This is a genomic window from Mesorhizobium sp. M0037 (assembly GCF_040323635.1).
Lineage (GTDB): Bacteria > Pseudomonadota > Alphaproteobacteria > Rhizobiales > Rhizobiaceae > Mesorhizobium.
In genome coordinates this window covers 803,917-827,590 of the sequence record NZ_JAMYVB010000001.1, presented here as the reverse complement: position 1 = coordinate 827,590, position 23,674 = coordinate 803,917, and the positions used below count along the sequence as shown (strand labels likewise).

Here is a 23,674-nt window from a genome sequence, read left to right as displayed (position 1 = left end):
AGTTAGCGAACAAGGCCGCGACCGAACCGTGTTGCATCGGTTTTCCCGCTCTGTAACGCGCAAACCCTTGTATACCGGGCAGGTCCCGTCCTGTACCTTGTTGTGATTGCAACATGACTGCAACACGGAAAGGCGGATTGTTCCCGTCATGTTCGCCAATGAAGGCGCGCGCCACCCATAGCCGATTGCGGCGCCAATTCTTTCCTGCAACTATCGGCAGGTCCGTGGACTTGGACGCGACATGGAGAGAGCTATGGCTGACAACAAATCAAATCGGGGAAAGCAAGATCGGGCCAGGGTGTCCACCAGCGAGCCTTACGAGGTGAACTACTTCGCCCGGAAGCACGCAATCACAAAGGATATGGCCTTGAAAATAATCAAGGAAACCAAGGGCAACAGGGACAAGGCAAACGCCGCCGCTGAAAAGCTCAGGTAAAGAAACGCGACATGACAACAAAAAAACCCGCCGGAATAGAGAAACCCGCCGCTGAGAGGAGGCCCAGGGCGGCGGGTTTCTTCACCTTGAATAGAGCGGCCACTTTCCGGAGAAGACCGCGCACGACATAAACCCGCAGAGGCGGCTCCTTGTTCCACACAATTCTAAGAACCAGCCTGTCGAGGACTACATGGTGCTAGTATTTCATCTTAGGGCCGCTCTCCACCAGCACTTCCTGAGATTTCAGATCCTCGCCCCAAATCACGGTTTCACCGTGGGTGTCCGGGCATGGCTCTGCGTCCGCGCCTTCCTCGTCGTCGACGTTGTCCAGCTCTAGATCATCAAGGCAGCCAAGCGACGGCTCATCGTCTGCCGTTTCCTCCAGATCGCAATCAGCCTGCATGAGACAGTGCCGTTATCAGGCTCATGGCACGGTCTAGGAGGTCGTTCAGGCGCTTTTCTACGGACTGGCGCCATATGCCGCGTCGGTTCCCTGCGGGCATCCCATGGGCTTTAGAACGCGAAGGGCGGTCATGACACGCGCTCCAGATCGAGGAAGGTCAGCGCCGTCATCATTCATCACGGTGTCTGGCGCTACAGGCAGCGGGACATGGTGGGTGTGGCCGCGTGCCTCTCGGCATGAGCGCCTGTATGCCGTTACGCTGGCGCCTTTTCGTGAGGAGACAATGGGCAAGCATTTCCGCGACGAAGAGATCGAGGAATTCCTAAAAGCCTACGTCGCGAGGTTCCCGGACGCCGTAGAGCGAATGGAACATGTCATGTTGAATCCATTCGACGATAATGACGAACTGATGTCCCAGAACTTCCGCGAGATCTATCAGGTCGCACAGTCGATGGAATTCTTCGCGGCATACGCGGCGCATGAGCCGAGTGCGATCCAGATTTGGTCAGGGACGTTGCGAGACGTGTGTCGGATGGGCTTGGCCCTATGGGATCGAGAAAAATCAAATATTGACGCGCCGCCTGGCTGAGGCCTGGATAAGCAAGATGCCCCACCGGAATCAGCCGGTGGAGCTCTTAGAACAGCCCACTTAGGGACTAGCTGAAGGGGCTGTTCGGCGGTGTGACCCGGGGAGGATCACATTTGCAAATTGGCGCCTTCCTTTGCCCGGCACATCGGCCGAACAGATGAGGGCTATTCGCCTGCTCGGATTGCAAGGCTGCCGGCCGCGACCGCCGGCTTCGGGTTGATGCCGTCAGTTTGGCCGACTTGCAGCACATGGGATGCCCGGCCAGGTTGTCGGCGAGAGTCTTTTGGGCATGGCGATCTCCGTTGAAGGGGGTCGCCGCAACGAAGGATTCTATTCCTCACTGGACGTGGACGGCAAGGGTTATTCGGCCAAGCTGCCTTCCCGGTGGTGCATCGCCTCCAAGATCACCTCATAGACGCTGCCGACCTCCTCCTTGATCTCGTCGGCACCGATTCCCTCACGCTCCGCAGATTTCATCATTTCGTCAGCGAGGTCGCTAACCGCCACTGGATCATCAGTCATTGCGTTGGGCAGGTGCTCTGCCATCCACCGATCGAGAAAGTTGATGCCGCGTGTGCTCATCAGCCGATAAGTTCAAAGCGCATATTAGGTTCCGCTACTTGACCCCTGAGACGGCCGCACCAGACTCCAGTGCATGGCTAGTGGTCTCAAGATCGGCGATGAGGTGGCGATCGACGCCACCATTATTCGACGCGTCACTGACGACAGGATCAGCGTGTCGATACCGACCTACGGATTTCCGCATTCCGTTCGGGATAGCACCACGAAGGTGGTCAAAGGTCAGACCGTCGAACTGATCGGCAGCGTCACACGGGTCGAAAAGGACGCCGTAACGGTCAGCCTGGGTGGCCCGGTGGTGACGGTCGCGCTTGATGTTGTGCGGCTGGTGAAGCTCTAGCTTTCCCGACCTTACCGCCCTAACGGCTGCTTCGAAAGCGAGAGAAGTTCGGCCTCATCTTTTATCCCGGCCATGTAGTTGGCAATGATCCGAGAGGCCAACCGGCCCTGCGCATCGGGTGATTGGTCGTCGACGAGTTTAAGCTGCTCGAAAACGCGCCCTAGCAAGGCCAATTCGGCAGGCTTAAGGATCCCGGCATCCACGGCTTTTCGTCTGATGGGCATGACTAGTGTTCTTCCCTCACCGTCTCAAGCCGCGAGCCCGAAATCGGTTCCGGAACATTTTAGCTCAAACGCATGTTTCAATGGTTATGAAGATCGAAGCCGACGAATGCCGGGCAGCGTTGACGCTCATCCGGCGCACAATCGAGGACCACTGCCCGCCCGGCGTGCTGCCTAGCGAGGAAGCGGTGAACGGTCTCTATGGGCCGGGGCTCATGGATGAGGCGGAAGCGCTGGCGGCTGCCATCGTCGCAACGATCGACCAGATGCAATTGCGCGTGATGACGAAACCGCCTGACCGCGCTGTCCCATTATAGGACGGCGCGGTCAAACCCCAACCTTGGCTGCGCAGGCGGCTTCGGCATTGAGTTCTACCCCGAACTCCGGCCGGCGCTGATCAGGCAATCTCCCACTGCGGCCCCGGCCATTTTCGTTGCACCCCGCGCGGGAGCCGCCTTGGCTGACGTCCACTAGCTCCCGCTCATCTTGACCCCGGGCGCAATGTATTGTCCGTATATGAACTCGACGAGTGAGGGCACTGCATCGCCATGTAGGCGGTCGGCCCCCGCGGCTGTCGAGCGATGTTTGAGGGAGCAGCGCATTGTTCGTCGATTACTACGAACTCTTGGAGATCAGCCCAAACGCCAACTCGGAGACACTTGAGCGAATATTCCGCTACTTTGCGATGCGCTATCATCCCGACAATCAGCAAACTGGTAACGAAGCCCGCTTCAGCGAAATAGTAGAAGCACACAACGTCTTGAGGGATCCCGTTAAGCGCGCCCAGTACGATATCTCCTATCGAGAGCATGCCGGTGAGCGGCTTAAATTGGTCGAGGAGGCAAGCGACCCCAAAGGGGTCGAGAAGGATGCTTTGGTCCAGGCCAAACTGCTTTCGCTGCTCTATGTGAAGCGCCGCCAGGATGTCGGCAATCCGGGCATTGGCGACGTCGAAATCGAACGGTTGTTAGGCTGTCCACCAGAGCATCTGGAGTTTCATCTCTGGTACATGAAGGCAAAGGGATGGATTGCAAGAATTGAGAACGGGACAATCGCGATCACGGTTGAAGGCGTCGATCGCGCCGATTCCGAACTGCGTCGCGATACCAGCATTCGGCTCCTGAGTAGAGACTAGAGAGGGTATCTGCCGAAGATTCCGCAAGGCTCCAGGGGAGCTTCGCGCGTCATTTTGCCGAGACCAGATAGGCTGAGGAAATAGGGTCTTCGGTGGCCGCTTGCGGACGGGGGCAATGAGGATCATGCTGACGCTGGTCCTATCGCTTCCCTCGAAGTAGGCCAGCGAGCCCTATTGTGAGGCAGTCCGGCATGTAGGATTGTAGTCCTCGTTGCGGCGACCCCCTCAAGCGGAGATCGCCAATGGCCAGAACCAAACCTTCCGAACAGCTTTCCCGGGCTGAAATCGAGCGCTTCATCGCGGCAGCCGAAGCGCTGCACAAGAGCATCGTCGGGCCGCTCCTGGCGTATCACAGCGAGCACTACCAAGCTCTACGTGAGGTCCATCGACCGCTGTTGAAGTCGATTGAGACCATTACCGGCAAGAGGGCGCCATTCATCCAGCCGAACATGACAGGACCGGCACAGCCGCGGGAGAAGCCTCCGGGCTAGTTCTCCTCGCGGAAGTCCTGCAGTGAGGCGTGGCGGAGGTCCTCCTCGCCGCGCAGGTGCTTCACAGCTCAAACTCATACGGGCACTCGGGAAGGGACCGAGTTTAAATCGGGTTATGGTTGCAGCGCGGATTAGACCATCAGGCTTAATTGCTGCGCTGTCATTCTGCGGGTAGGATCGGGGTGTGGTTAATGCCACTCTCCAGTGTGGTCGGCACCGTCACGTCACCCAACTGTAACGTTGCCCCCGACAGCGCCGACCACGCTCAATGTTGGCTGATTAGGCCGGGGCCTCCCCTGTACGAAACCGTACCTTTGAACCTCCTTCGCTAAAAAGAGAGTAAATAACTCCCTTCGCCGGAAGTGAGGCCGCGATGGATCTAATAAAGCATTTAGAAACCGCACGTGGGGTGATGGAAACCAGCTTTCAGTTGCAGAGCCGGTCGATGACCGGAACAGCTGCGTTCCGCAGCCACATCGACCACACCCGGCAAGCCATCCAAGAGTCGCGCGAACTGCTCAAGCGCCTTCGCCAACGCTACCGCGAAGATATGGCCCAGGTGCTCGAAGACGAGGACGATCTCGCGCCGATGCGCGTATCGGGGTTCGATGCCGACGTTCTCCGCTCCGCATTTCAAAATCTAGTCAGGGATGCAGACGTGCCCGAGTGTCAGTGGCGCGTTGTCGCTGAATGCTTGGTACGCGAATATGTCGGGTGTGAGCAGATCGAAGCCGGCTTGCTGGATTGGATCACGAAGAAGTAGCGCCCGTTTTTGTTGCGAGAAACCCGCCGCACATATTCGCGATTTGGATCTAGAATCTGGTCAAGGAAGCGATCTTCGATGATATCGCCAGCGCCCTCAGAGAGCCTAGCCAGGACGTGTGGCGCCCTGCTCCCGCCTTCGCCATCGATGCGGCAGGTAAGCTGTTCCTCGGCCTCGGTATCGGCCTAGGCGTGGCTGCAAATCCGGCTCCCCTGTCATGGCAAACGCGACGTGAGCCGCCTGCAAGGCAAGGCAGCACTCGTCACGGTCGCGCTTGATCAATTCCGGTAGGATAACGGTCCTTCCGGCCAGCCGCCCAGCAGCAACCAGCCGTTTTACTCAGCGCTAGCACCCTTTGGCTCCGGCGTGATCTCCTCGACCTGCACGTTTTCGCCGATCTCTCTCGCCCAGGCCAAGGCTTTAGCCTTGTCGTTGGTCGTAAGCACCGTGCGCCAGTTCGGCGCTTCAAACACGCTCACAACGTAGGTTGTCACCGACTCGTTGACCATGCTCCACCTTTGCCTACTTCATAAAGGTGTGGTGCCCTCATATTAGCATGAGCGTATATAACTTGGTAGTCAGCCTACGCGCCAGGCCTGGCCGGCTGGGAAATAGGCAAATTCGGCCGTGGCGCCCGTCAGTCCGCCAAGGGCTGCGCCGTATATTAGCTACATCTTGACTAAAAAGCTGTCCGCTCAGAATCCTGTCATGGCTCGGGGAATAGGCATCGGCGACGAGGTGGCGATAACGGCCGCAGTGCGCAGGCGGGTCGACGAGGACCACGTCAGCGTCAGCATACCCAGCTACAACTTCCCCCTTCGATCCTCGATCGCACGACGAAGGTGAAGCGCGGGCAGCAGATCGAACTCGTCGGCAACGTCACCTATGTCGACGAGGAAGGCGGCAAGGTGACAATTATCCTAGGACCGCCGGTCACGGTCGACATCGACAAGGTCAGGCTGGTGCAGGCCTATGTGCCGCCGAAGCGCAAGAAGCCTCTGCGCGATATGGCCCACTAGGTGCCCTTAGCTTGGCCTTGGAATGGCGAATCGCCGGCTGATCCTTACTGGAACGAGATGCCCACGGCCTTGATGATAGAGCCGGACAGGGTGACTGTGAAATCTCTGGTCGCATCGTTCTCTGTTGTGGGTGTCGACCATGCGTCGGTCGCAACAGGCCGATCGTTGGTCAAAGCAATCTCGTCATGAATTGCTGTCGCCCCCGCTCCATGAGCCGACTGCGCCACTGCCGGCGATCGACCCTGACAAGAAGAAGGCCGCCCCGGACGTTTTGACTTCAACGTCGGCCAGGGTTTGTGGTGTGCCTCCACTGATGCTTATTCGCATTGGAGCGGATAGTATCGTCGGCAAAAGAGGGTCCGAAAAGGCCTTTCGGCAGCTCCCTCGTAGGAACGAAAAAAGAAGAGAAGCGGAACTTGCGTGTGCAGTATTTGCACACGAACCCTCATAAATATTTGATTTTGTTGATCTATCTATGCCATCCATCATAGGGGCCACGGCCAGTCTATGCTCTTGATATTTCAGCATCTGTTTAACATCAGAACCTTAGAAACTACCGCACACGCTGCGTCAGCGAGACCTTCCTGCAACGCGACGTTGCGCGGCGCCAGGGCACCGACACCAAGTCGATCGCAGTGAGACGCCGAAGCCCTGTTAGCGCGCCTGAAGCCTTCGGCGAACTCATCGACCTTCATATCGACGACATGTGCGATGTAGGCAAGTCCCCTCGCCGCTCCAAGGCCGCAGCCCTCGCTATGCTCCGCCACCCTCGATCGCGAACGGCTCGTTCGCTTCGGTCGTGGTCGAGCCGCCCAGGGTGCCGGACGATGACTCTCGGTATCAACATCACCTGGGGAAGTCGTTGAGCGTCGTTTGATCCTGGATGATCTGCCTGGTCGTGATCGCGACAGCCGCTGGCAGTCTCTGACACACGATTGCGCTGAAGTCGTTCGGAATTTCCTGTGCGATGGCCGGAACAAGGCGGCCGGTCGAGAGCATCAGGGCTCAGTGATCAAGCCAATGCACAAGGTCCTGGAGAGGGTAAGACATGACTGTTTCTCCTGCCGGATTCGGCCTTCGAGTTCGCCCGACGTCAGAATTGAGATTCTCGCCGATTGTTTGACCGGCCCGATAAAATGGTTCCAAGGCGTTGACGACGGCAATGTGACCCGTGCCGAGCCATTGAAACTTGCTTGAGACGTTCCAAAATTTCGCCGGCGGGAATGGCGAGAGCCGCCAGACTCAAACACGCATGAGATTGTCTGAAGCCGAGGACCATCCATGGAAGGACCCATTTCGACCTATTTTGCATCGATTGAACCCGTGGCCCCCGACGTTTTTCTGGACCGCTTGCTGCATCCGGCGCGGCATTTCAAACAGCCCCACGACGTTTTGGCCGACGTTGCCCTGGACGCTCAGGACAAGCGCGCCATTCTTTCGTCATGGGCATCGGATGCCTGCGCCGTAGAATCCGTGCCAGCGCTTCGCATGCTGCCGCGAGCGGGTGAACCGGTCAGCTTCGACACGATCATGGATGCGTTGCAACAGTTGGATCAATCGGATGAGCGTGCCGGTCCTGACTGCAGTGACAGCGCGGCAGTGGCCGCGTTCGTACCATTCGTCGATCGGATTTAAGGGCGACGTAGTTGTTCTTGCACCATGGACCCGTCGGCGAGTGACCCCGCCGGCGGAAGGGGTGGCATTGGTGCGTTCGCCCAGATTGCCGATGAAAATTTTCCTATTCTTGCTCTTGAAAGTGTAAGTCGCGATTCTAAATTGATGGTCGCCGGCAGCCTAATGGGGCCGGCAACACCAGGAGGCGGCAAGGCTCTTGGCGCCTTCTGTTGTCCATGTTGCTCAAAGGAGGATGTGGCTATGAAGACAAACCTCGATTTTACCCCTCTATACCGGTCCAGCATCGGCTTCGACCGCATGGTCGACATGCTTGAAAGTGCGAGTCGTGTGGCCTCGTTCGACAACTGGCCGCCCTACGATATCGCCAAGGTTGATGATGATCAGTATCGCATCACGATGGCGGTCGCCGGTTTCCCGCAGGACCAGCTGACCGTCACCTACCAGCCCAACATGCTGGTTGTGAGCGGGTCGCAATCCGGCGATGAGAACGGCCCGTATCTCTACCGCGGCATCAACGGGCGCGCTTTCGAGCGTCGGTTCGAACTGGCCGATCATGTCAAAGTCGAGGGCGCCAGCCTTGAGAACGGGCTGCTGAGCATCGATCTCAAGCGCGAGGTTCCCGAGGAGATGAAACCGCGCAAGATCGAAATCTCCAGCGGGGCTCCCATGCCGAAGATCGAGGCTCCCAAGGTCGAGACCGACAAGCTGGCCGCCTGAGCAATCCACCATGAAGGCTTTCGCTTGAGCCGGGCGTCCCGCCCGGCTCAGAGACCTACGAAAGGAGAAAGACAATGAGCGTACGTGACTTGATCCCATGGGGCCGGGGCAACGGAAACTCGGCGCCCAGTCTCTTCCCTGATGGAGATCGAGACCCCTTCGTCTCCCTCCACCGGGAGGTAAACCGGCTGTTCGATGACGCCTTCCGCAGCTTTGGCGCCAGACTGCCGGCCTTCGGTCCCTCTTTCGCCGCCAGTTGGCCGAGTGTCGAAATCTCCGACACGGACAAGGAAGTCCGCGTCACGGCGGAAATACCTGGCCTGGACGAGAGCGACATAGAAGTCCTGCTGGAAAATGGGGCGCTCAAGCTTAAAGGCGAGAAGCGTTCCGAGACCGAGGACAAGGACCGGCAGTTCTCCGAGCGCTTCTACAGTCGCTTCGAGCGCCTCATTCCGCTCGGCTACGAGGTTGAAGAAGACAAGGTCAACGCCGCCTTCAACAACGGGGTGCTGACCGTGACGTTGCCCAAGACCGAGCGGGCGCAGGCGAAGGCCAAGCGGATCGCAATCAACGGGAAGAACTGACGGATGCAGTATGGGTGGCGGCCCTTACGGCCGCTGCCCGTGCGACCCTTCATAACGGGAGGGACAGGCAATGGAGACAGTTCAAAGCAGCGACAACAGAAACCTAACCAAGACGTCCGTCTGGCCGGACAATGACAATCGGCCTCGTCTAGACGGGCCGGCTTTGTCAATGGGACGGTCAGTGTTTCCGGACGGCGCAACGGCGCGGATCTACCAGCCCTGCCGCTCGGCCATGACCTCGGCAAAGCCCCGCAAGGACTGGCGATTGGTCTTCGAACGCCGCACAGCCCCGTTCATCGAGCCGCTGATGGGCTATACCGGTGGCCGGGACACCCTGACCCAGGTTGAACTGAACTTTCCGACGCTGGAAGCGGCGATCCGTTATGCCGAGCGTCAAAGCCTCAATTACGTGGTGCAGGCGGCACCTCCTGCTTCCCCGGCCAAGATCAGGAGACAACATGTATCGGAGGAGGAACAGGCCTTTTCCGACCTGGTTTGGCAGCGGCTGCAGTTGGCTTGGCTCCAGGCAAGTCACGGCTATGGCGCCGGTGCACAGGCAGCGAACATACAGACGGCGCTTTCGGAGCCCGAGACACTCTACGCCTCTCCGATGGAGGTCGTGGACGACCCGGTGCTCGCACCCGACGAGAAACGCGCCGTGCTCAAGAACTGGGCCTGGAACGAGTATCTGATCGACCTGGCCACCGCCGAAGGCATGCCGGAAAATGCACGCCCGTCGCGATTGGACGAGGTCGAACTCGCCTTGCTGGCCTTGGAAGTCCGAAACCGGGGCTTCCAGACCAGGACCAGCCCGGTGCACTCCCGGATAGCCGCATGATAAGGCAAGAAGGAACCCACTGATCGTCTTCGACGCCCAACGGACCATCCCGAAACCCTTCCCGCTTGCGGTCGCGGCAGCGGGCGGGCGCGCGCCGACAACTTTCCCAATGCGTGGGCGCCCGATTGCGCCTCGGCAGAACGCGGCCCAGTTGTTAGGATCGCGCTGATATGGACTCCAATGAATTGGCGACAGAGGTTCCTATGTATCAATCCTTCAACGGCTCCGCCCATCCCCTGGCACCGAAAGAGATCGCGATCGCTGCCGTCCCCGAAGACGAGCGTGTCTGGGTCCCACAGGCTAAGGGCGTGTGGTTCCGACCACTTATGCTCAACACAATGCAAGGCCAGTGGTGCAATCTGCTCCGCGTACGCCGGGCCGGGATATTAAGCCGTCATCTGCATCCGGCCCCCGTGCATGGCTATGTGATCAAGGGGCGTTGGCACTATCTTGAACACGACTGGGTGGCAGAGACGGGATCTTACGTTTTCGAGCCGCCCGGTGAAATCCACACGCTCACGGTTCCAAGCGACGTGCCCGAGATGATCACCTTCTTCAACATCTCCGGCTGCATGGTTTACCTGGACAAGGACAACAAGCAGATTGGTTTCGAGGACGTTTTCACCAAGATCGACATGTGCAGAAACCACTATGCGAGCGTGGGTCTCGGTGAGGATTTCGTCGATCAATTCGTGCGGTAGGCATCCGCCCGTTTGTCTTCCGCTGCGATGAGTTCGCGCTCCGCCACAGAGGCGAAACGAGGAGATTTTGGTGACCGATTCCATATGGGCCATGCCCTTCTTCGCGGGCAAGATCGTCGTCATTACCGGAGGCACGACAGGCATCGGAAAGGGCATCGCCATGGCGTTCGCCGGGGCCGGGGCAATCGTCCACGCGACGGGGGCCACGGCCGCCGAGGTGGCGGCCGCTCGTGCATACGGCACCGCCGTCTCGTATTCAGTACTCGACGTCCGGGACATGACTGCGGTCGAAGGATATTCCAGTCAGTTCACATCCGTTGCAGCGCTCGTAAATTGCGCAGGGGTAAACCTGCGCGCCGCCGAATTCACTGTCCAGGGTTTCGAAACGGTGGTCGATATCAATCTCACCGGCTCCATGCGGAGTGCGAGCGCGTTCCGAGGGGCACTCTCGAACGGGGGCGCCATCGTCAACATCGCCTCGATGTTCGCGTTTTTCGGCGCGGCTCATGCGCCGGCTTACGCCGCATCCAAGGGCGCCATCGTGCAACTTACCAAGTCGCTCGCCATCGCCTATGCCGGGGATGCCATCCGCGTAAACGCATTGGCGCCTGGCTGGATCGAGACCGCCATGACCGCCGCGCCACGGGCCGATCCAGCTCGCAACGCGGAATTGATGAAACGCACTCCGATGGGTCGCTGGGGTACGCCGGGCGACCTGACTGGCCCCGCCTTGTTCCTGTGTTCTCCGCTCGCGGGGTTCATCACTGGGGCAATTCTGCCGGTTGACGGTGGCTATCTCATTGCGTGAGGCGTTGGCTATGCTGCGCGACCGATCTCCAAGCCTGTGTCGTCGAGATCAAGATCGAACGCGACCAGTCGACCATGCCTGACCGCAATTGCCGCCACCAACTCCGCAAGCTCGCCATCCGTATGCTCGCAAAAAGCTGCCTGTTTCCTGACAATCGTGACCGCATCCCGGGTCGATACGACAGAGAACGGCCTCCGGGATCTCACGAAGGATTCCGCAACCTCCGCGACGGATGAAGCTCGGTCAAAATTATCTTGCATACTTGCACCTCTGTACGACGCTAGCCCAAGCTCGGCCCGCGCAATTTGTTCCCACTGGCCTAATGCAGCCTGGTTGGCATCCGGCCTGGGCTCCTTGTGTGCGAAGGCCGGGAGCAACGCGACATGGCCGTCGCCGTGCCTTGGACAGTAGGCTGGACGCATTCGTCTCCACTCAACCAAAGGTCACGCCATCGGCCAGTCCTCGCTACATGCTTCAAATGCGAACACGAGCGCGACGCTACAGACGAGGAGGATCAGAAGTGTCCAAGCCGCTCGCCAAAATTTCCGATCCTCGGATCACCGCAGTTCCCGCGCAACAAGTCGCCGGGAGACCTGTTTGCTCGCGTTAATTGCGGTCGACTGACTCCTGGCTCATTCGCCGCCCCGCCAGTTGGCTCCGGTCAGCCGGCCTCGTCCGTCTCCGTCATCGCTGGCCGGCGGACGATCCAATCCACCAAACCGGCTTCGGTCTGCTCGCAGGCCACGAATTCGCGCACCAGACTTCGCGCCAGCTCGCGCCATTGACACTCGGGCACGTTCATCTCCGCGATCAGATCTCGGCATGCAGCGCGTATGATGTCGGCATCGAAGGCTGACACGGCGACAGGACCACGGTCTGTATTCTTTGCTCGAGGAGTGTCGTCGCCCTGACGTTCGCGAAAGCGCCTCAGCACCTCGCGCGATGTGGCGATCGCTTGTCGGGTTTGACTCATAGCCTCGTAAAATCCAACTTCGCGGACCGGTGAGCGGTGCCGTGATAGAATGAAGTCCTCCATAACCGGATGTGCAGTGTCCGTACGCGTTGCAACCATCGCCGCCTCCCTGCAGGCGCACCCAATGCTTGCAGCTTCTGCCCGTTTTCGGGTGGCCGCCTGCATTTGTCGTGTCGCTGCTATGATCGCGTGAGTTAAAGCCGGTCAAGCGTCGCTGCAATTACAAATGTAAGTGGGGCATCCGATAAGTGGTATGCCCGCTGGCTGCGGCGGCGGCGAGTTCGTTCTTCAGACGGTCGAAGTCTTCCTCGGCGAAGCGCTCTCCGCGTTGCCGGAACGAGGAAGCAGGATCTGGACAAAATGCATGCGGCCGTGCCGCCGTTCAGGGGGCGCTATTGGCGAAAATCCGCCAATTTCCGCCAGTCGAAGACAACGCCCACTCCAGGCTCGTCGGGTGCTATCGCCAAACCACCCTGAAGCCTCAGCGGCTCAGTGGTATAATGGTCAATATCAAAACTATGCGCCTCCACCCAGCCGGCATTTGTCTGACCTGCAACGAGGCTGACATGAAGTTCCTGCATCCCGTGACTGCAGACCGGAATGCCAGCCTTGTGTGAGAGCGCTGCCACGCGCAGCCAGCCGGTGACCCCGCCGCAGTTGGAGGCGTCGGGTTGGATGTAGGCGAGATTCGACCAAGCGAAGGCATGCTCGAACTCCTCGATGACATGCAGGTTTTCTCCCATTGCCAGGGGCATTCCGGTCGCCTTGGCAATGCTGGCGTAGCCCTCATAGTCGTCGGGTATGATGGGCTCCTCGAACCACAGCAGATCGTAGGCGGCGAATGCTCTCGCTGCCTCGATCGCTCGCGGGACGTCGAGCGCGTAGTTGGCGTCAACCATAAAGGTGACATGAGGGCCGATGCGCTCGCGAACTGCCTTCACCCGGGCCACATCCTCGGCAAGGTCGTCCTTGCCGACCTTGATCTTCACCCCGGTAAAGCCGGCATTGAGATAGGAATCGATGCTGGCCAAAAGCTGATCGAGGGTGAAGTTTAGGTCGATGCCGCCGCGATAGGCCTTGGCGCTCTTCCCGGCCCCGCCCGCCATCTGCCAAAGCGGCAGGCCGCTACGCCGGCCCTTGAGGTCCCATAATGCGATGTCGATCGCCGAGATCGCGAAAGAAGCGATGCCGCCGCGCCCGACATAGTGGATGTGCCAGAGCATGCCGTCGTAGATCGTGTCGATCTGTATTGCGTCGCGAGCCTTGAGGAACGGCGCGAGGTCGTGATCGATCATTGCCTTGATCGCATAGCCGCCCCTGCCGCCGGTGTAGGTGTAGCCTGTGCCCTCGGTGCCGTCGGCAAGCCTCAGCGTGACGGTGACCAGCTCGAAATGCGTGTGCGCGCCGTGCTTGGCATCGGTCATCACCTCACGCAGTGGGACCCGAAACAGCCGGGTCTCGACTTCCTTGATTTCGGTGCGGCTCATGCTGCGCTCCATTCACGTTTTTTCATCGGACCATAATTGCACCGGCAGCGCTGACTGGCAACAATGTGGCTGATCTTTCAGCGGTAATGTGGCTGGTCTTTCAGCGGTTCTGAAGCCAATCCGTCATTTTTGGTCCTACAAAAGCATCAATCCGCTTGTGCTTTGGTCCGATTTACCTTCTAATAACAGGACCATCTGGGAGGAAAAGGCTTGCTGGATACGGAAGAGCGTCCTGAGATGCCCGCGGCTATTCTCGCCGCCCGCGCGGCCGACGCGATGGTGGCCGGCATAGAGGCCGACATCACGTCCGGAAGGCTTGGCGACGGCAGCTACCTGCCGGCCGAGCGCGAACTGATGATCGAGTATGGTGTGGGCCGGGGCGTTGTGCGTGAGGCGATTGCGCGCCTGGCCAGCCGCGGCCTGGTGGAAGCGCGTCCGCGGTTCCGACCCGTGGCGCGCCGGCCCGGCCTGGATGCCGCGCTCGGCGCCCTCGACGGCATTGTAGGACATCTGCTGAGCGACCAGGCGGGCGTGAAGAACCTCTACGACATGCGCGTCTTCCTCGAGGCGTCGCTGGCGCGCAACGCCGCCATCCATGCCCGCAAGGATGACGTCACAGCCCTGAGGGCGGCGCTGGCGATGAATGAGGCGGCCATCCCGGATTCCGAGAAATTCTATGCGACGGACGTGGCGTTCCACGCAGCGCTCTATGACATCGCGCGCAACCCGGTGCTGCCTGTCGTGCACAAGGCATTTACCGCCTGGCTGTCGCCGCATTGGATGCGCATGCCACGGTCGCCCGAGCGCAACCGCGTGAATTTCCTCAGCCATCGTGAAATCTGCACGGCCATCATTGAGCGAGATCCTGACGGCGCCGAGCGGGCGCTGCTCAACCACCTCTCGGCGGCCTGGGAGTATGTCCGCGGAACATTCGAAAGCCGTGAGGCGCCGGAAGCATGACGCAGTCCTACGACCATATCGTGGTGGGCGGCGGAGCAGCCGGCTGCGTCGCGGCGGCAAGGCTTGTCAAAGCGGGACGGCGAACCCTGCTGCTGGAGGCCGGCCATTCCCATCATCACCCCTTGCTCGACATGCCGCCCGGCATCTTCAAGATGATCAACGGCTCGAAATTCATGCGCTATCACCGCACCGAGCCGCAGGCCCATCTCGACGGGCGCGTCCATGAAATCTCGCAAGGCAACGTGCTGGGCGGCGGCACCTCGGTCAACGCCCAGGTCTACATGCGAGGCCGCTCGGCCGATTATGAGGAGTGGGACGAGCTGCTGCGCGGCAACAATGCCGGCGTACGCTGGAACTGGCAGGCGGTGCTGCCGCATTTCACCGGCATGGAGGGAAACAACCGCCTCGGCGGCGAACTGCATGGCAGCGAAGGTCCGCTGCTGGTCTCGGATCCAGGCCACATCGATGATGTTTCCCGTTGGTTCGTCCAGGCCGTCCAAGGCCTTGGATTGCCGTACAACCATGACTTCAACGGACCGTCGCAGCGCGGGGTCGGCTTCTACCAGTTCATGAACCGGCGGGGAAAGCGAAGCAGCGCCGCCTATGCCTTCATCGAGCCGCTGACGAATGATCCCAAGCTGACGCTGAAACTCAATTGCACAGTCAGCCGGCTGCTGATCGAAAAAGGTCGGGTCACCGGCGTCGTCTATTCGGATGCGTCGGGCGCCGAGCATACCGTCCATGCGGATGCCGACGTGATCGTCTCGTCCGGTGCCCTCGTCTCGCCAAAATTGCTCATGCTGTCCGGCATCGGCCCCGCCGAGGCGCTTGCCGGGCACGGCATTTCCTGCGTCGCCGACCTGCCTGGGGTCGGCGAAAACCTGATCGACCATCCGGAGGTGCCGATCATCGCCATCGCAAACGGCCCATACGGCTATTTCAGGCAGGGCCAAGGCTGGCGGATGATCAGGAACGGCCTGCATTTCAAGCTCTTCGGCACCGGCACGATCCTGTCAGCGGGGGTGGAGGCCGGAGCCTTCGTCAATCCGGCCGATCCCGAGGGCGAACCGACGATCCAGGCCTTCTGCGTACCGCACGTCTATCTGGACCGCGATATCCTGACCTTGGTCGAGAACACCTATGGGCTTACCGTGACGACAGTGGTGGTGAAGCCAAAGTCGCGCGGTTTCGTGAGGCTGCGTTCGGCGGATCCGAAGGACATGCCGATCGTTTCGCCGAACCTCCTTAAACATCCCGACGACATGCGGGAAATGATCTCCGGCCAGCGTTATTTCCTGCAGGCTTTTCAGACCAAGCCGCTCGCCGATCGGGTCAAGGCCATTGCCGTGCCAGGCCAGGATGATCTCAGCGACGAAGCCATGACAAAGCATTGCAAGCGCTTTGTGAAGACCAACTACCACCCGGCCGGGACATGCCGGATGGGCTCGGACAGCGACCGGATGGCGGTGCTGGACGCGGCGCTGCGCGTGCGCGGAATAGACAATCTGCGGGTTGCCGACATGTCGGCCTGCCCCAACATCAATGCCGGCAATACGGCGGCGCCCGCCATGATGCTGGGCGACCGCTGCGCCGACTTCATTTTGGAGGCGGCATAGCGCCTGATCCAGCTTCCCGACGGCGTCATCGCCGAAGCCGTCTGGGCCGATATCGTGAGGAAATTACACAGTCGCTGAAAGCGACGATAAAGGAGGAAAGAGCATGATCATTACCCGTCGAAAACTACTGGTTGGCTCCGCCGCCGGCGCGGTCGCGCTGACACTCGGCTCACGCGCCTTCGCGGCGCTCCCGCCGCTCGCCAAGAAGGACAAGTACAAGGTCGGTTTCGCCCAGACGGAAAGCAACAATCCGTGGCGTCTTGCCGAGACCAAGAGCATGCAGGACGAAGCCGCCAAGCTTGGCCATCAGCTGGTCTACACGGATGCCGCCGGTTCGTCGGCCAAGCAGGCCTCCGACGTGAACTCGATGATCGCGCAGGGCGTCGACGCAATCTTCCTGCCGCCCCGCGAAGACAAGCCGCTGGTGCCGGTCATTCTTGCCGCGCGCGATGCCGGTATACCGGTGTTTCTGGTCGACCGCGACGTTGATCACACCATGGCCAAGCCGGGCGAGGATTATGTCTGCTTCATCGGTTCGGATTTCATCGAGGAGGCGACCCGCGTCGGCGAATGGCTGGTCAAGAACGCCAATGGCAAGTCGAAGATCATCGAGCTGGAAGGCACGACCGGAGCCTCGGCCGCTACCGACCGCAAGAAAGGCTTCGACGATTTCATCGCCAAGCACTCGCAGTTCACCATCCTGGCGTCGCAGTCCGGCGACTTCGCCCGTGACAAGGGCCGGCAGGTCGCCGAGACGCTGCTTCAGGCGCACCCTGATGCGGATATCATCTACGCGCATAATGATGAGATGGCGCTGGGCGCCATCGCCGCTTTGGAAGCAGCCGGCAAGACCCCGGGCAAGGATGTGCTGATCTTGTCGATCGACGGCGAGAAGGAAGGCGTCCAGGCGATCATTGACGGCAAGATCGGCGCTATCTGCGCTTGCAGCCCGCTGTTCGGGCCGAAGGCCTTCGCTACGATGGCCGACTATGCGGCCGGCAAGAAGATCCCGCCGTTCATCAAGAACGAGGATGCCTTCTTCGACGCCACGAACGCGAAGAAAGACTTCGATATTGCGTTCTGATATCCACTTTCTTTCCAGTTGCCCTACCCGCTTCGGCGGGTAGGGTTTGGGAGTTTGACGATGACCGCTCAGCCGGACCAAGCCGCGCTGCTCCTGGACATGCGTAACATCCAGAAGCGTTTTGCCGGCATCCCTGCCCTGGCCGATGCCTCGCTCCAGGTTCTTCCGGGCGAGATCCACGCACTCATCGGCCAGAACGGTGCGGGCAAATCGACACTTATCAAGGTGCTCACCGGCTATTACCGCCGGGATGCGGGGCAGGTGCTGTTCGAACGGAAGCCGTTCGAAGTTGGGTCTCCGCATCAGGCGCAGGTCAGCGGCATCAGCACCATCTACCAGGAGATCAATCTCGTACCGCTGCGCTCGGTGACCGAGAACATCTGCCTTGGACGCGAGAAGCGCCGCCGCGGCCTGCTCGACTGGAGCGCGATGCATGCGGAAGCCGAGCGCCTGCTCAGCCGCTTCTCGATCGGCATCGACGTGCGCCGCCCGCTCAGCGATTTCAACACCGCCACGCAGCAGATGGTGGCGATCGCCCGCGCCATCGGCTTTTCCGCCCGCCTCGTGATCATGGATGAGCCGACCTCCTCGCTAGACGAGCGTGAAGTCTCGGTCTTGTTCAGCGTTATCCGTCAGCTCAAGGCCGACGGCGTCTCCGTTCTGTTCGTCAGCCACAAGCTCGACGAGTTGTACGAGGTCTGCGACCGGGTCACGATCATGCGTGACGGCCGCACGGTGCGAAGCGCGGCGATGAGCGACATCGGCAAGCTGGAGCTGGTCGCGGCCATGCTCGGCCGCGACGTCGCAGCCGTCGAAGGCCATGCGACCGCGTTCGGCGAACGCGATCGGTCGAGGATCGGTGATGTGCTGTTTACCGCGCAAGGGCTGGCGGCCGGCCAGTTGGTGCGTGACGTGAGCTTCGACCTGCGCCGCGGCGAGATCGCCGGCTTTGCCGGCTTGCTCGGCGCCGGCCGCACCGAAACAGCCCGCCTCGTATTCGGCGCCGACCGCCGGAGCGCAGGCGAGATGACGATGGAGGGCGCGTCCTACCACCCCGCACGTGCCGCTGATGCCATCGCCGCAGGGATGGGCTTCTGCACTGAGGACCGCAAGGCCGAGGGCATCGTGCCGGAAATGACCGTCGCGGAGAACATAACACTGGCACTGCTGCCGAAAATCAGCCGCAATGGCATCCTGAACGAGGCCCGGCAGAAGGAGATCGTCGAGCGCTTCATTCGTGAACTCGACATCAAATGCTCGGGGCCTAACCAGAAGGTCCGCGAGTTGTCGGGCGGCAACCAGCAAAAGGTGCTGCTTGCCCGCTGGCTGGCAATGAACCCGAAGCTGCTCATTCTCGATGAGCCGACGCGCGGCATCGATGTCGGGGCCAAGGCCGAGATCCAGCGCCTCATCCGCAAGCTTGCCGATGACGGGCTCGGCGTGCTGATGATCTCCTCGGAACTCGAGGAAGTGATGGAAGGAGCCGACCGCATATTCGTGCTGCGCGAAGGAGTGAGGGTGGCCGAACTGGAAGGCCAGGCAGCCGACGAGGAGGACGTGCTCGCGGCGATGGCGCATGGCGGCGCGGCGAAGGAGGCAGCGTGAGCGATCTGGCCACACCATCCGCAGCCAACGACGCTGGAAACCGCCGCTTTGATGTGTTCGGTTTCCTGGCGCGCTACGGCACGGTGATCGCGCTTGTGCTGCTGGTGGTCTTCAACCTTGCCTATACGCGCAATTTCGCGACGCTGCAGACACTCAACGTCAACCTAACCCAGGTCTGCACGATTGTGATCGTCGCGGTGGGGATGACCCTGGTGATCGCCACCGGCGGCATCGACCTGTCGGTTGGTTCGCTGATGGCGATCTCCGGCGCATTGGCGCCGATGATCTTCATGGGCACGATCTTCCCGGTCGGAAACATCTATCTGGCGGTAGCCGTCGCGATGGTTGCCTCGATCTTCGTCGCCGGCCTGTTCGGGTTGTTCAACGGCTGGTTGGTCTCGCGCTTCCGCATCCAACCGATCGTCGCAACGCTCGTGCTGTTCATCGCCGGGCGCGGGATCGCGCAGGTCATGACCAACGGCAATCTGCAGACCTTCCGCGTGCCGCAATTCCAGTGGATCGGACTTGCCCGCCCGCTCGGCATTCCCGCGCAGGTCATCATCATGGCCGTGCTGGTTGCGGCGGCCGCTTGGGCCCTTCACCGCACAGTGTTCGGGCGAAGCATCCTGGCGGTCGGCGGCAATGAAAAGGCCTCTGAACTCGCCGGCATCGCCGTATCGAGGATCAAGCTCGTTGTCTATGCGATCAGCGGCCTGTGCGCGGGGCTAGCCGGTCTCGTCGTCATTGCGATCAACTCCTCCAGCGACGCCAATCTCGTGGGGCTGGGCATGGAACTCGACGCCATCGCGGCGGTCGCGGTGGGCGGCACGCTGTTGAGTGGCGGAAAGGCCACAATCATCGGCACCCTGCTGGGCGCACTGACCATCCAGTTGGTGCGCTACACGCTGCTCGCCAATGGCGTGCCCGACGCCGCTGCGCTCGTCGTCAAGGCCGGCATCATCGCATTCGCCGTCTGGCTGCAGCAGCAACACCGGGTGTAATCCATGAACAGCGCCAGACTGGTTCGCATCATCGGCACTTACGGTGTCGTCATCGCGCTTGCAGCCCTCGTCCTGTTCGGATTCCTGCGCTACGACCGCTTCCTCGGCCTCTTCAACGTGATGAGCGTTCTGCGCTACAACTCGATGTTCGGGCTCGTCGCGCTCGGCATGTGCTTCGTGATCATGACCGGCGGCATAGACCTGTCCGTCGGCTCCGTCGCCGCCTTGGGCAGCGTCGCGTCGGCCCTGGCGAGCCCGCACGGCATCGTGGCAGGCCTTGCAGCGGGCGTTGGCGCCGGCCTGGCAGCCGGGCTGATCAACGCGCTCCTGGTTACGCGCGGCAACCTGATGCCATTCATCGCCACGCTTGCGACCATGCTGGCCGCAAGCGGCTCGGCGCTGCTTCTGGCCGGCAACCAGACCGTTTCGGTGTCTTACGATTCGGGTTTCACCGCCATCGGCCAAGGGAATTTCTGGATTTTCCCGATTCCGGCAGTCATCGCCCTGGTTGCCTATGCCGTCGGCTCAGTGGTCCTGAACTACACCAGCACGGGACGGACGGTGCTGGCCATCGGCGGTGGCGAGGATGCCTCGCGGCTGATGGGGCTGCGCACTGACCGCGTCAAATTTCTCGTCTATGTCGCAAGCGGGTGCCTGGCCGGGCTCGCCGGCGTCGTCCTCGCTTCTCAGTTCGGCGCAGGCCAGCCGATCGAGGGCGTCGGCTGGGAGCTGTTTGCCATCGCAGCCGTGGTCGTGGGCGGGACGCTGCTGACCGGCGGCTCGGGCTCGGTGTTGACCACGCTGGCCGGCGTGCTGTTGCTCGGGATCCTTTTCAACGTCCTGAACTTCGAAAACGGCATGGGTTGGATTTCGCTGTCAGCCTACTGGCAGTCGGTGATCCGCGGGCTGTTTTTGCTCGTCGTCGTCCTTCTCCAGGCACGGCTTACGGCAAGGCGCGAAACTGCCTGAGGATGGCGAGCGCCTTCGAGCACGATGAGCTCAAAAGAGCTCTGGCGCTGCAGAATCAGTGCGCGTTGCGCACCCGGCCCAATGAGCGCATCCCGCAGACTTTCTGCGGCGATGCTTCCCCGGTGCACCTGGGGTCCGACACCCTTGGAGCGGGATCCGCAAGCGGATCGTGGTGCAATCACATGGTCGTCCTGGAGACGGTCATTTCCCGGCGACCGCCACGAACACGGACTGCCCCTGCCTTTCCAGCCGAAACAGGATGGGCTTGCTCTGCCGGCGAGAGTTCGCCCACTCCTCGACGATGTCCGAAGGCTCCGTCACCCGGCGATTGTTGGCCGATATGATGACATCGCCCGGCTGCAATCCGCTCCGGGCGGCAAGGCCATCGGGAACCACTTCCACGACGAAGACGCCGGTCGTTCCTGATTTGATGCCGAGCTGCTGACGCGCCTGATCCGGAATCGGGCTGAGCGATAGGCCGAGGCCTTCTGCCGCCGACTTCTTGTCGGGAACAGCGCCGGTCTTCACCTCCGCATCCTTGCGCTCACCGATGACAAGCGCGATCTCCTGGTCCTTGCCGCCGTTACTCCGTGTCAGAGTGGCCTTGCTGCCAGGCTTCTGGCTAGCCGTCGCAAGCGTGAGGTCATGGACACCCTCAATGCCCTTGCCGTTGAACCGGGTGATCACGTCACCCGGCTTCAAGCCGGCTTTCTCCGCCGGGCTGCCGGGCTCGACCGAAGCAACCAGCGCGCCCTTGTCATCCTTCATCCCGAGGGCCTCAGCCAGCGACGGCGTGATGTCCTGCAGGCGGACCCCGATGAAGCCACGCTCGATCCGGCCGGTTCTAATCAACTGGTCGGCGATGCTCTGGGCGGTGCGCGATGGCACCGCAAATCCGATCCCGATGCTGCCGCCCGACGGCGAGACGATGGCGGTGTTGACGCCGATCACCTCGCCACGTGCATTGAACAGCGGACCGCCCGAGTTGCCTCGATTGATCGACGCGTCCGTCTGGAGAAAATCGTCGTACGGCCCGGCTTGAATGTCTCGCGAGCGGGCCGAAAGAACGCCGACAGTGACAGTCCCTCCGAGCCCAAAGGGACTGCCGATCGCGATTGTCCATGCGCCCGGCTGCATTGCATCCGAGTCACCCCATTTGGTCGTGGTCATGTTGGGCCGCGGGTCGACCTTCAGCACCGCTATATCGGTGGCGGGGTCACGGCCGACCAATTGCGCCGGCGCCGTTTCCTTGTCGGAAAATACGACATGGATCTCTGTCGCATCGGCAACGACATGGTTGTTGGTGACGATGTAGCCGTCAGCACTGATCACAAATCCGGAGCCAAGCGCCTCCCTCACCTGCGGCTGAACGGGTCCGAGGCCCTGGCCGTCGAACGGACTTGTAAAGTCGCCCGCCGTCGTCTGGTCCTGGACAACCTCCCGGGTCGTGATCGCGACCACGGCCGGCAATTTCTGCTGGATGATCGCTGTGAAGTCGGTCGGGGTATCCTGGGCCAGGACAGGCGCCACGCCACTGGCCGAGAGCATCAGCGCAACCGCGATCAAGCGCGTTGCAAATCGTCTTTGCATATCGTGAGACATTGCTGGACCTCCTGCCGGACAGCCCCGGCCGCTCGGCCGCGCCGCGCGGAGCCGGTGCTCCGGACGCTAGAACTGCCAACAAAGCTGTTTGTTTCAGCCCCCCGGAAAAATGGCACGGCCAGGAAAAATAGCCCGACCGCGGGGGTCCGGAAGGCAGCAGCCGGGAACCATTGAGGCCGTCGAGTTCAACCGTCCACAGGACTGGTCCCGGACGTGGCAGAAATCAGCAAAGCGACTGCGTCAGCTCCGGCAAATGCCCGATATGCCCATGGAGCCAACCTAGCGGCTGAGGTGCCTCTACCGGGCCTGGTGCGAAAAGGATCTGCAATGAAAGAGGGAGCTCCACAGCCGCCGAGAGACGCGGCTGTGATCACCACCGCTCGAACTCCCTCAAGGGAACAAAAGGGTACCAACTAAGTTCGGCCCCCATAATGAGGATGCCTATATGGACCTGTTGCCCCAGTCAGCCGAACACACCGTCTCCCCGCCGCCCGCTCCAGACCTTCACCGGCTTTTGTTCGATCCAAACTTGCGTATACACGGCTTGATTGATGACACTGTCGTCACCAAAGCCTTGGACGATTTGAAAGCCGTGCGTTCCGGGGAAGACGATCTCTACGTTGAAATCGACACGCCCGGAGGCGACGCCGACGGCGCGCGACGTCTAGCTCTAGAGTTCAAACTTTTTCTGAAACACTCGGGCCGCAACGGCTACATCATTGGCAAGAATACGGTTTACTCTGCCGGGGTAACGGTCCTTGCCGCTTTCCCGAAAGCCTGCAGGTTCCTTTGCCCGCAAGCAGTCCTGCTGATTCATGAAAGAAGGCTTGAGAAAGACTTGGTTCTGAATGGACCAATTCGAAGCTGTCTTCAGATCGTTCGCGAACAACTTGCGCTGTTGGAAACGGCAGAGCGACTCGAGAATGAAGGGTTCGCCGATCTCGTCCAAGGTTCTCGAACATCGCTGGAAGAGCTGCGCGACCATGCCCTGAACAGCTGCTACCTGATGGCAGCAAGAGCTTTGGAGCTAGGCCTTGTTGAAGACATTGCCCATTAACTTGATGCCTCGATGGAAACGGCAGAGCGGAGTCCAACACGTTTCCCCTCACTCATGTCGG

At 60.7% G+C, this 23,674-nt stretch carries 28 protein-coding genes; 21 read left to right on the top strand and 7 right to left on the bottom strand.

The genetic code is table 11. The features are described from left to right. The first annotated feature begins 253 nt into the window (after positions 1–253). On the top strand, positions 254–436 hold the full coding sequence (locus NKJ78_RS04300) for a DUF3606 domain-containing protein (protein ID WP_023734668.1): 183 nt from the start codon (positions 254–256) through the stop codon (positions 434–436). Between the two features lie 196 nt (positions 437–632). On the opposite strand, the gene NKJ78_RS04295 is transcribed toward NKJ78_RS04300, so the two are convergent. Next, the gene (locus NKJ78_RS04295) at positions 633–839 is read right to left on the bottom strand and encodes a hypothetical protein (protein ID WP_352562371.1); all 207 of its coding nucleotides are present in this window, start codon (positions 837–839) and stop codon (positions 633–635) included. Positions 840–1,122: 283 nt separating this feature from the next. Here NKJ78_RS04295 and NKJ78_RS04290 point away from each other — a divergent pair, with 283 nt between their 5' ends. Then, positions 1,123–1,428 carry a hypothetical protein gene (locus NKJ78_RS04290; RefSeq protein ID WP_352459322.1) on the top strand — a complete coding sequence of 102 codons (306 nt, stop codon included), beginning with the start codon at positions 1,123–1,125 and terminating at the stop codon, positions 1,426–1,428. Positions 1,429–1,788: 360 nt separating this feature from the next. On the opposite strand, the gene NKJ78_RS04285 is transcribed toward NKJ78_RS04290, so the two are convergent. Then, complete coding sequence (locus tag NKJ78_RS04285) at positions 1,789–2,010, bottom strand: DUF768 domain-containing protein (RefSeq protein ID WP_023673978.1); 222 nt, start codon at positions 2,008–2,010, stop codon at positions 1,789–1,791. Positions 2,011–2,083: 73 nt separating this feature from the next. Between NKJ78_RS04285 and NKJ78_RS04280 the strand changes: the two genes are divergently transcribed. Beyond that, entirely contained in the window at positions 2,084–2,347 is a 264-nt protein-coding gene (locus NKJ78_RS04280; RefSeq protein ID WP_023822658.1) for a hypothetical protein, read from the top strand. Between the two features lie 11 nt (positions 2,348–2,358). Here NKJ78_RS04280 and NKJ78_RS04275 read toward each other — a convergent pair whose 3' ends face one another. Next, on the bottom strand, positions 2,359–2,571 hold the full coding sequence (locus tag NKJ78_RS04275; RefSeq protein WP_023672644.1) for a hypothetical protein: 213 nt from the start codon (positions 2,569–2,571) through the stop codon (positions 2,359–2,361). Between the two features lie 80 nt (positions 2,572–2,651). Between NKJ78_RS04275 and NKJ78_RS04270 the strand changes: the two genes are divergently transcribed. From NKJ78_RS04270 to NKJ78_RS04255, 4 genes are all read left to right on the top strand, one after another. Next, entirely contained in the window at positions 2,652–2,885 is a 234-nt protein-coding gene (locus NKJ78_RS04270; protein ID WP_032894393.1) for a hypothetical protein, read from the top strand. Positions 2,886–3,169: 284 nt separating this feature from the next. Continuing rightward, entirely contained in the window at positions 3,170–3,703 is a 534-nt protein-coding gene (locus tag NKJ78_RS04265; RefSeq protein WP_023672646.1) for a J domain-containing protein, read from the top strand. A 242-nt stretch (positions 3,704–3,945) separates the two neighbouring features. Then, complete coding sequence (locus NKJ78_RS04260) at positions 3,946–4,194, top strand: hypothetical protein (protein ID WP_023672647.1); 249 nt, start codon at positions 3,946–3,948, stop codon at positions 4,192–4,194. A 373-nt stretch (positions 4,195–4,567) separates the two neighbouring features. After that, entirely contained in the window at positions 4,568–4,957 is a 390-nt protein-coding gene (locus NKJ78_RS04255) for a hypothetical protein (protein ID WP_352459323.1), read from the top strand. Positions 4,958–5,292: 335 nt separating this feature from the next. Here NKJ78_RS04255 and NKJ78_RS04250 read toward each other — a convergent pair whose 3' ends face one another. Further along, positions 5,293–5,466 (bottom strand): hypothetical protein, encoded by a 174-nt coding sequence (locus NKJ78_RS04250; RefSeq protein ID WP_023672650.1) that lies wholly within the window; start codon positions 5,464–5,466, stop codon positions 5,293–5,295. Between the two features lie 333 nt (positions 5,467–5,799). Between NKJ78_RS04250 and NKJ78_RS04245 the strand changes: the two genes are divergently transcribed. The 7 genes from NKJ78_RS04245 to NKJ78_RS04215 all read left to right on the top strand — a co-directional run bounded on the left by NKJ78_RS04245 (position 5,800) and on the right by NKJ78_RS04215 (position 11,259). Then, the gene (locus tag NKJ78_RS04245) at positions 5,800–5,976 is read left to right on the top strand and encodes a hypothetical protein (protein WP_352459324.1); all 177 of its coding nucleotides are present in this window, start codon (positions 5,800–5,802) and stop codon (positions 5,974–5,976) included. A 1,281-nt stretch (positions 5,977–7,257) separates the two neighbouring features. Beyond that, positions 7,258–7,611 carry a hypothetical protein gene (locus NKJ78_RS04240; RefSeq protein WP_352459325.1) on the top strand — a complete coding sequence of 118 codons (354 nt, stop codon included), beginning with the start codon at positions 7,258–7,260 and terminating at the stop codon, positions 7,609–7,611. A 240-nt stretch (positions 7,612–7,851) separates the two neighbouring features. Further along, on the top strand, positions 7,852–8,328 hold the full coding sequence (locus tag NKJ78_RS04235; protein WP_023738754.1) for an Hsp20 family protein: 477 nt from the start codon (positions 7,852–7,854) through the stop codon (positions 8,326–8,328). Positions 8,329–8,402: 74 nt separating this feature from the next. Further along, positions 8,403–8,912: an Hsp20/alpha crystallin family protein gene (locus tag NKJ78_RS04230; RefSeq protein WP_352562370.1), complete on the top strand. Its 510-nt coding sequence runs from the start codon at positions 8,403–8,405 to the stop codon at positions 8,910–8,912. A gap of 181 nt (positions 8,913–9,093) precedes the next feature. Further along, positions 9,094–9,750: an NADH dehydrogenase ubiquinone Fe-S protein 4 gene (locus NKJ78_RS04225; protein WP_245260418.1), complete on the top strand. Its 657-nt coding sequence runs from the start codon at positions 9,094–9,096 to the stop codon at positions 9,748–9,750. A 203-nt stretch (positions 9,751–9,953) separates the two neighbouring features. Then, on the top strand, positions 9,954–10,451 hold the full coding sequence (locus tag NKJ78_RS04220; RefSeq protein WP_031253402.1) for a 2,4'-dihydroxyacetophenone dioxygenase family protein: 498 nt from the start codon (positions 9,954–9,956) through the stop codon (positions 10,449–10,451). Positions 10,452–10,521: 70 nt separating this feature from the next. Beyond that, positions 10,522–11,259, top strand: a complete 738-nt coding sequence (locus NKJ78_RS04215) for an SDR family oxidoreductase (protein WP_245260417.1) — start codon at positions 10,522–10,524, stop codon at positions 11,257–11,259. A 661-nt stretch (positions 11,260–11,920) separates the two neighbouring features. On the opposite strand, the gene NKJ78_RS04210 is transcribed toward NKJ78_RS04215, so the two are convergent. After that, positions 11,921–12,331, bottom strand: coding sequence for a hypothetical protein (locus NKJ78_RS04210; RefSeq protein ID WP_023738748.1), 411 nt, complete (start codon positions 12,329–12,331; stop codon positions 11,921–11,923). 293 nt (positions 12,332–12,624) lie between these two features. Then, on the bottom strand, positions 12,625–13,719 hold the full coding sequence (locus tag NKJ78_RS04205; RefSeq protein ID WP_023738747.1) for a mandelate racemase/muconate lactonizing enzyme family protein: 1,095 nt from the start codon (positions 13,717–13,719) through the stop codon (positions 12,625–12,627). 210 nt (positions 13,720–13,929) lie between these two features. On the opposite strand from NKJ78_RS04205, the gene NKJ78_RS04200 reads away from it, so the two are divergent. From NKJ78_RS04200 to NKJ78_RS04175, 6 genes are all read left to right on the top strand, one after another. After that, complete coding sequence (locus NKJ78_RS04200; protein ID WP_023682469.1) at positions 13,930–14,679, top strand: FCD domain-containing protein; 750 nt, start codon at positions 13,930–13,932, stop codon at positions 14,677–14,679. Further along, on the top strand, positions 14,676–16,295 hold the full coding sequence (locus NKJ78_RS04195; protein ID WP_023738746.1) for a GMC family oxidoreductase: 1,620 nt from the start codon (positions 14,676–14,678) through the stop codon (positions 16,293–16,295). The genes NKJ78_RS04200 and NKJ78_RS04195 overlap by 4 nt, the downstream gene beginning before the upstream one ends. 103 nt (positions 16,296–16,398) lie before the next feature. Beyond that, positions 16,399–17,379 carry an ABC transporter substrate-binding protein gene (locus NKJ78_RS04190; protein WP_023672664.1) on the top strand — a complete coding sequence of 327 codons (981 nt, stop codon included), beginning with the start codon at positions 16,399–16,401 and terminating at the stop codon, positions 17,377–17,379. A gap of 60 nt (positions 17,380–17,439) precedes the next feature. Next, entirely contained in the window at positions 17,440–18,984 is a 1,545-nt protein-coding gene (locus tag NKJ78_RS04185) for a sugar ABC transporter ATP-binding protein (RefSeq protein ID WP_023738745.1), read from the top strand. Next, positions 18,981–19,985, top strand: coding sequence for an ABC transporter permease (locus NKJ78_RS04180; protein WP_023738744.1), 1,005 nt, complete (start codon positions 18,981–18,983; stop codon positions 19,983–19,985). Before NKJ78_RS04185 ends, NKJ78_RS04180 begins: the two co-directional genes overlap by 4 nt. 3 nt (positions 19,986–19,988) lie before the next feature. Next, on the top strand, positions 19,989–20,954 hold the full coding sequence (locus tag NKJ78_RS04175) for an ABC transporter permease (RefSeq protein ID WP_352459327.1): 966 nt from the start codon (positions 19,989–19,991) through the stop codon (positions 20,952–20,954). Positions 20,955–21,155: 201 nt separating this feature from the next. Here NKJ78_RS04175 and NKJ78_RS04170 read toward each other — a convergent pair whose 3' ends face one another. Further along, positions 21,156–22,520, bottom strand: coding sequence for a Do family serine endopeptidase (locus NKJ78_RS04170; protein ID WP_023706876.1), 1,365 nt, complete (start codon positions 22,518–22,520; stop codon positions 21,156–21,158). 481 nt (positions 22,521–23,001) lie between these two features. Here NKJ78_RS04170 and NKJ78_RS04165 point away from each other — a divergent pair, with 481 nt between their 5' ends. Beyond that, positions 23,002–23,613 carry an ATP-dependent Clp protease proteolytic subunit gene (locus NKJ78_RS04165; RefSeq protein WP_023672669.1) on the top strand — a complete coding sequence of 204 codons (612 nt, stop codon included), beginning with the start codon at positions 23,002–23,004 and terminating at the stop codon, positions 23,611–23,613. Positions 23,614–23,674: the final 61 nt, after the last annotated feature.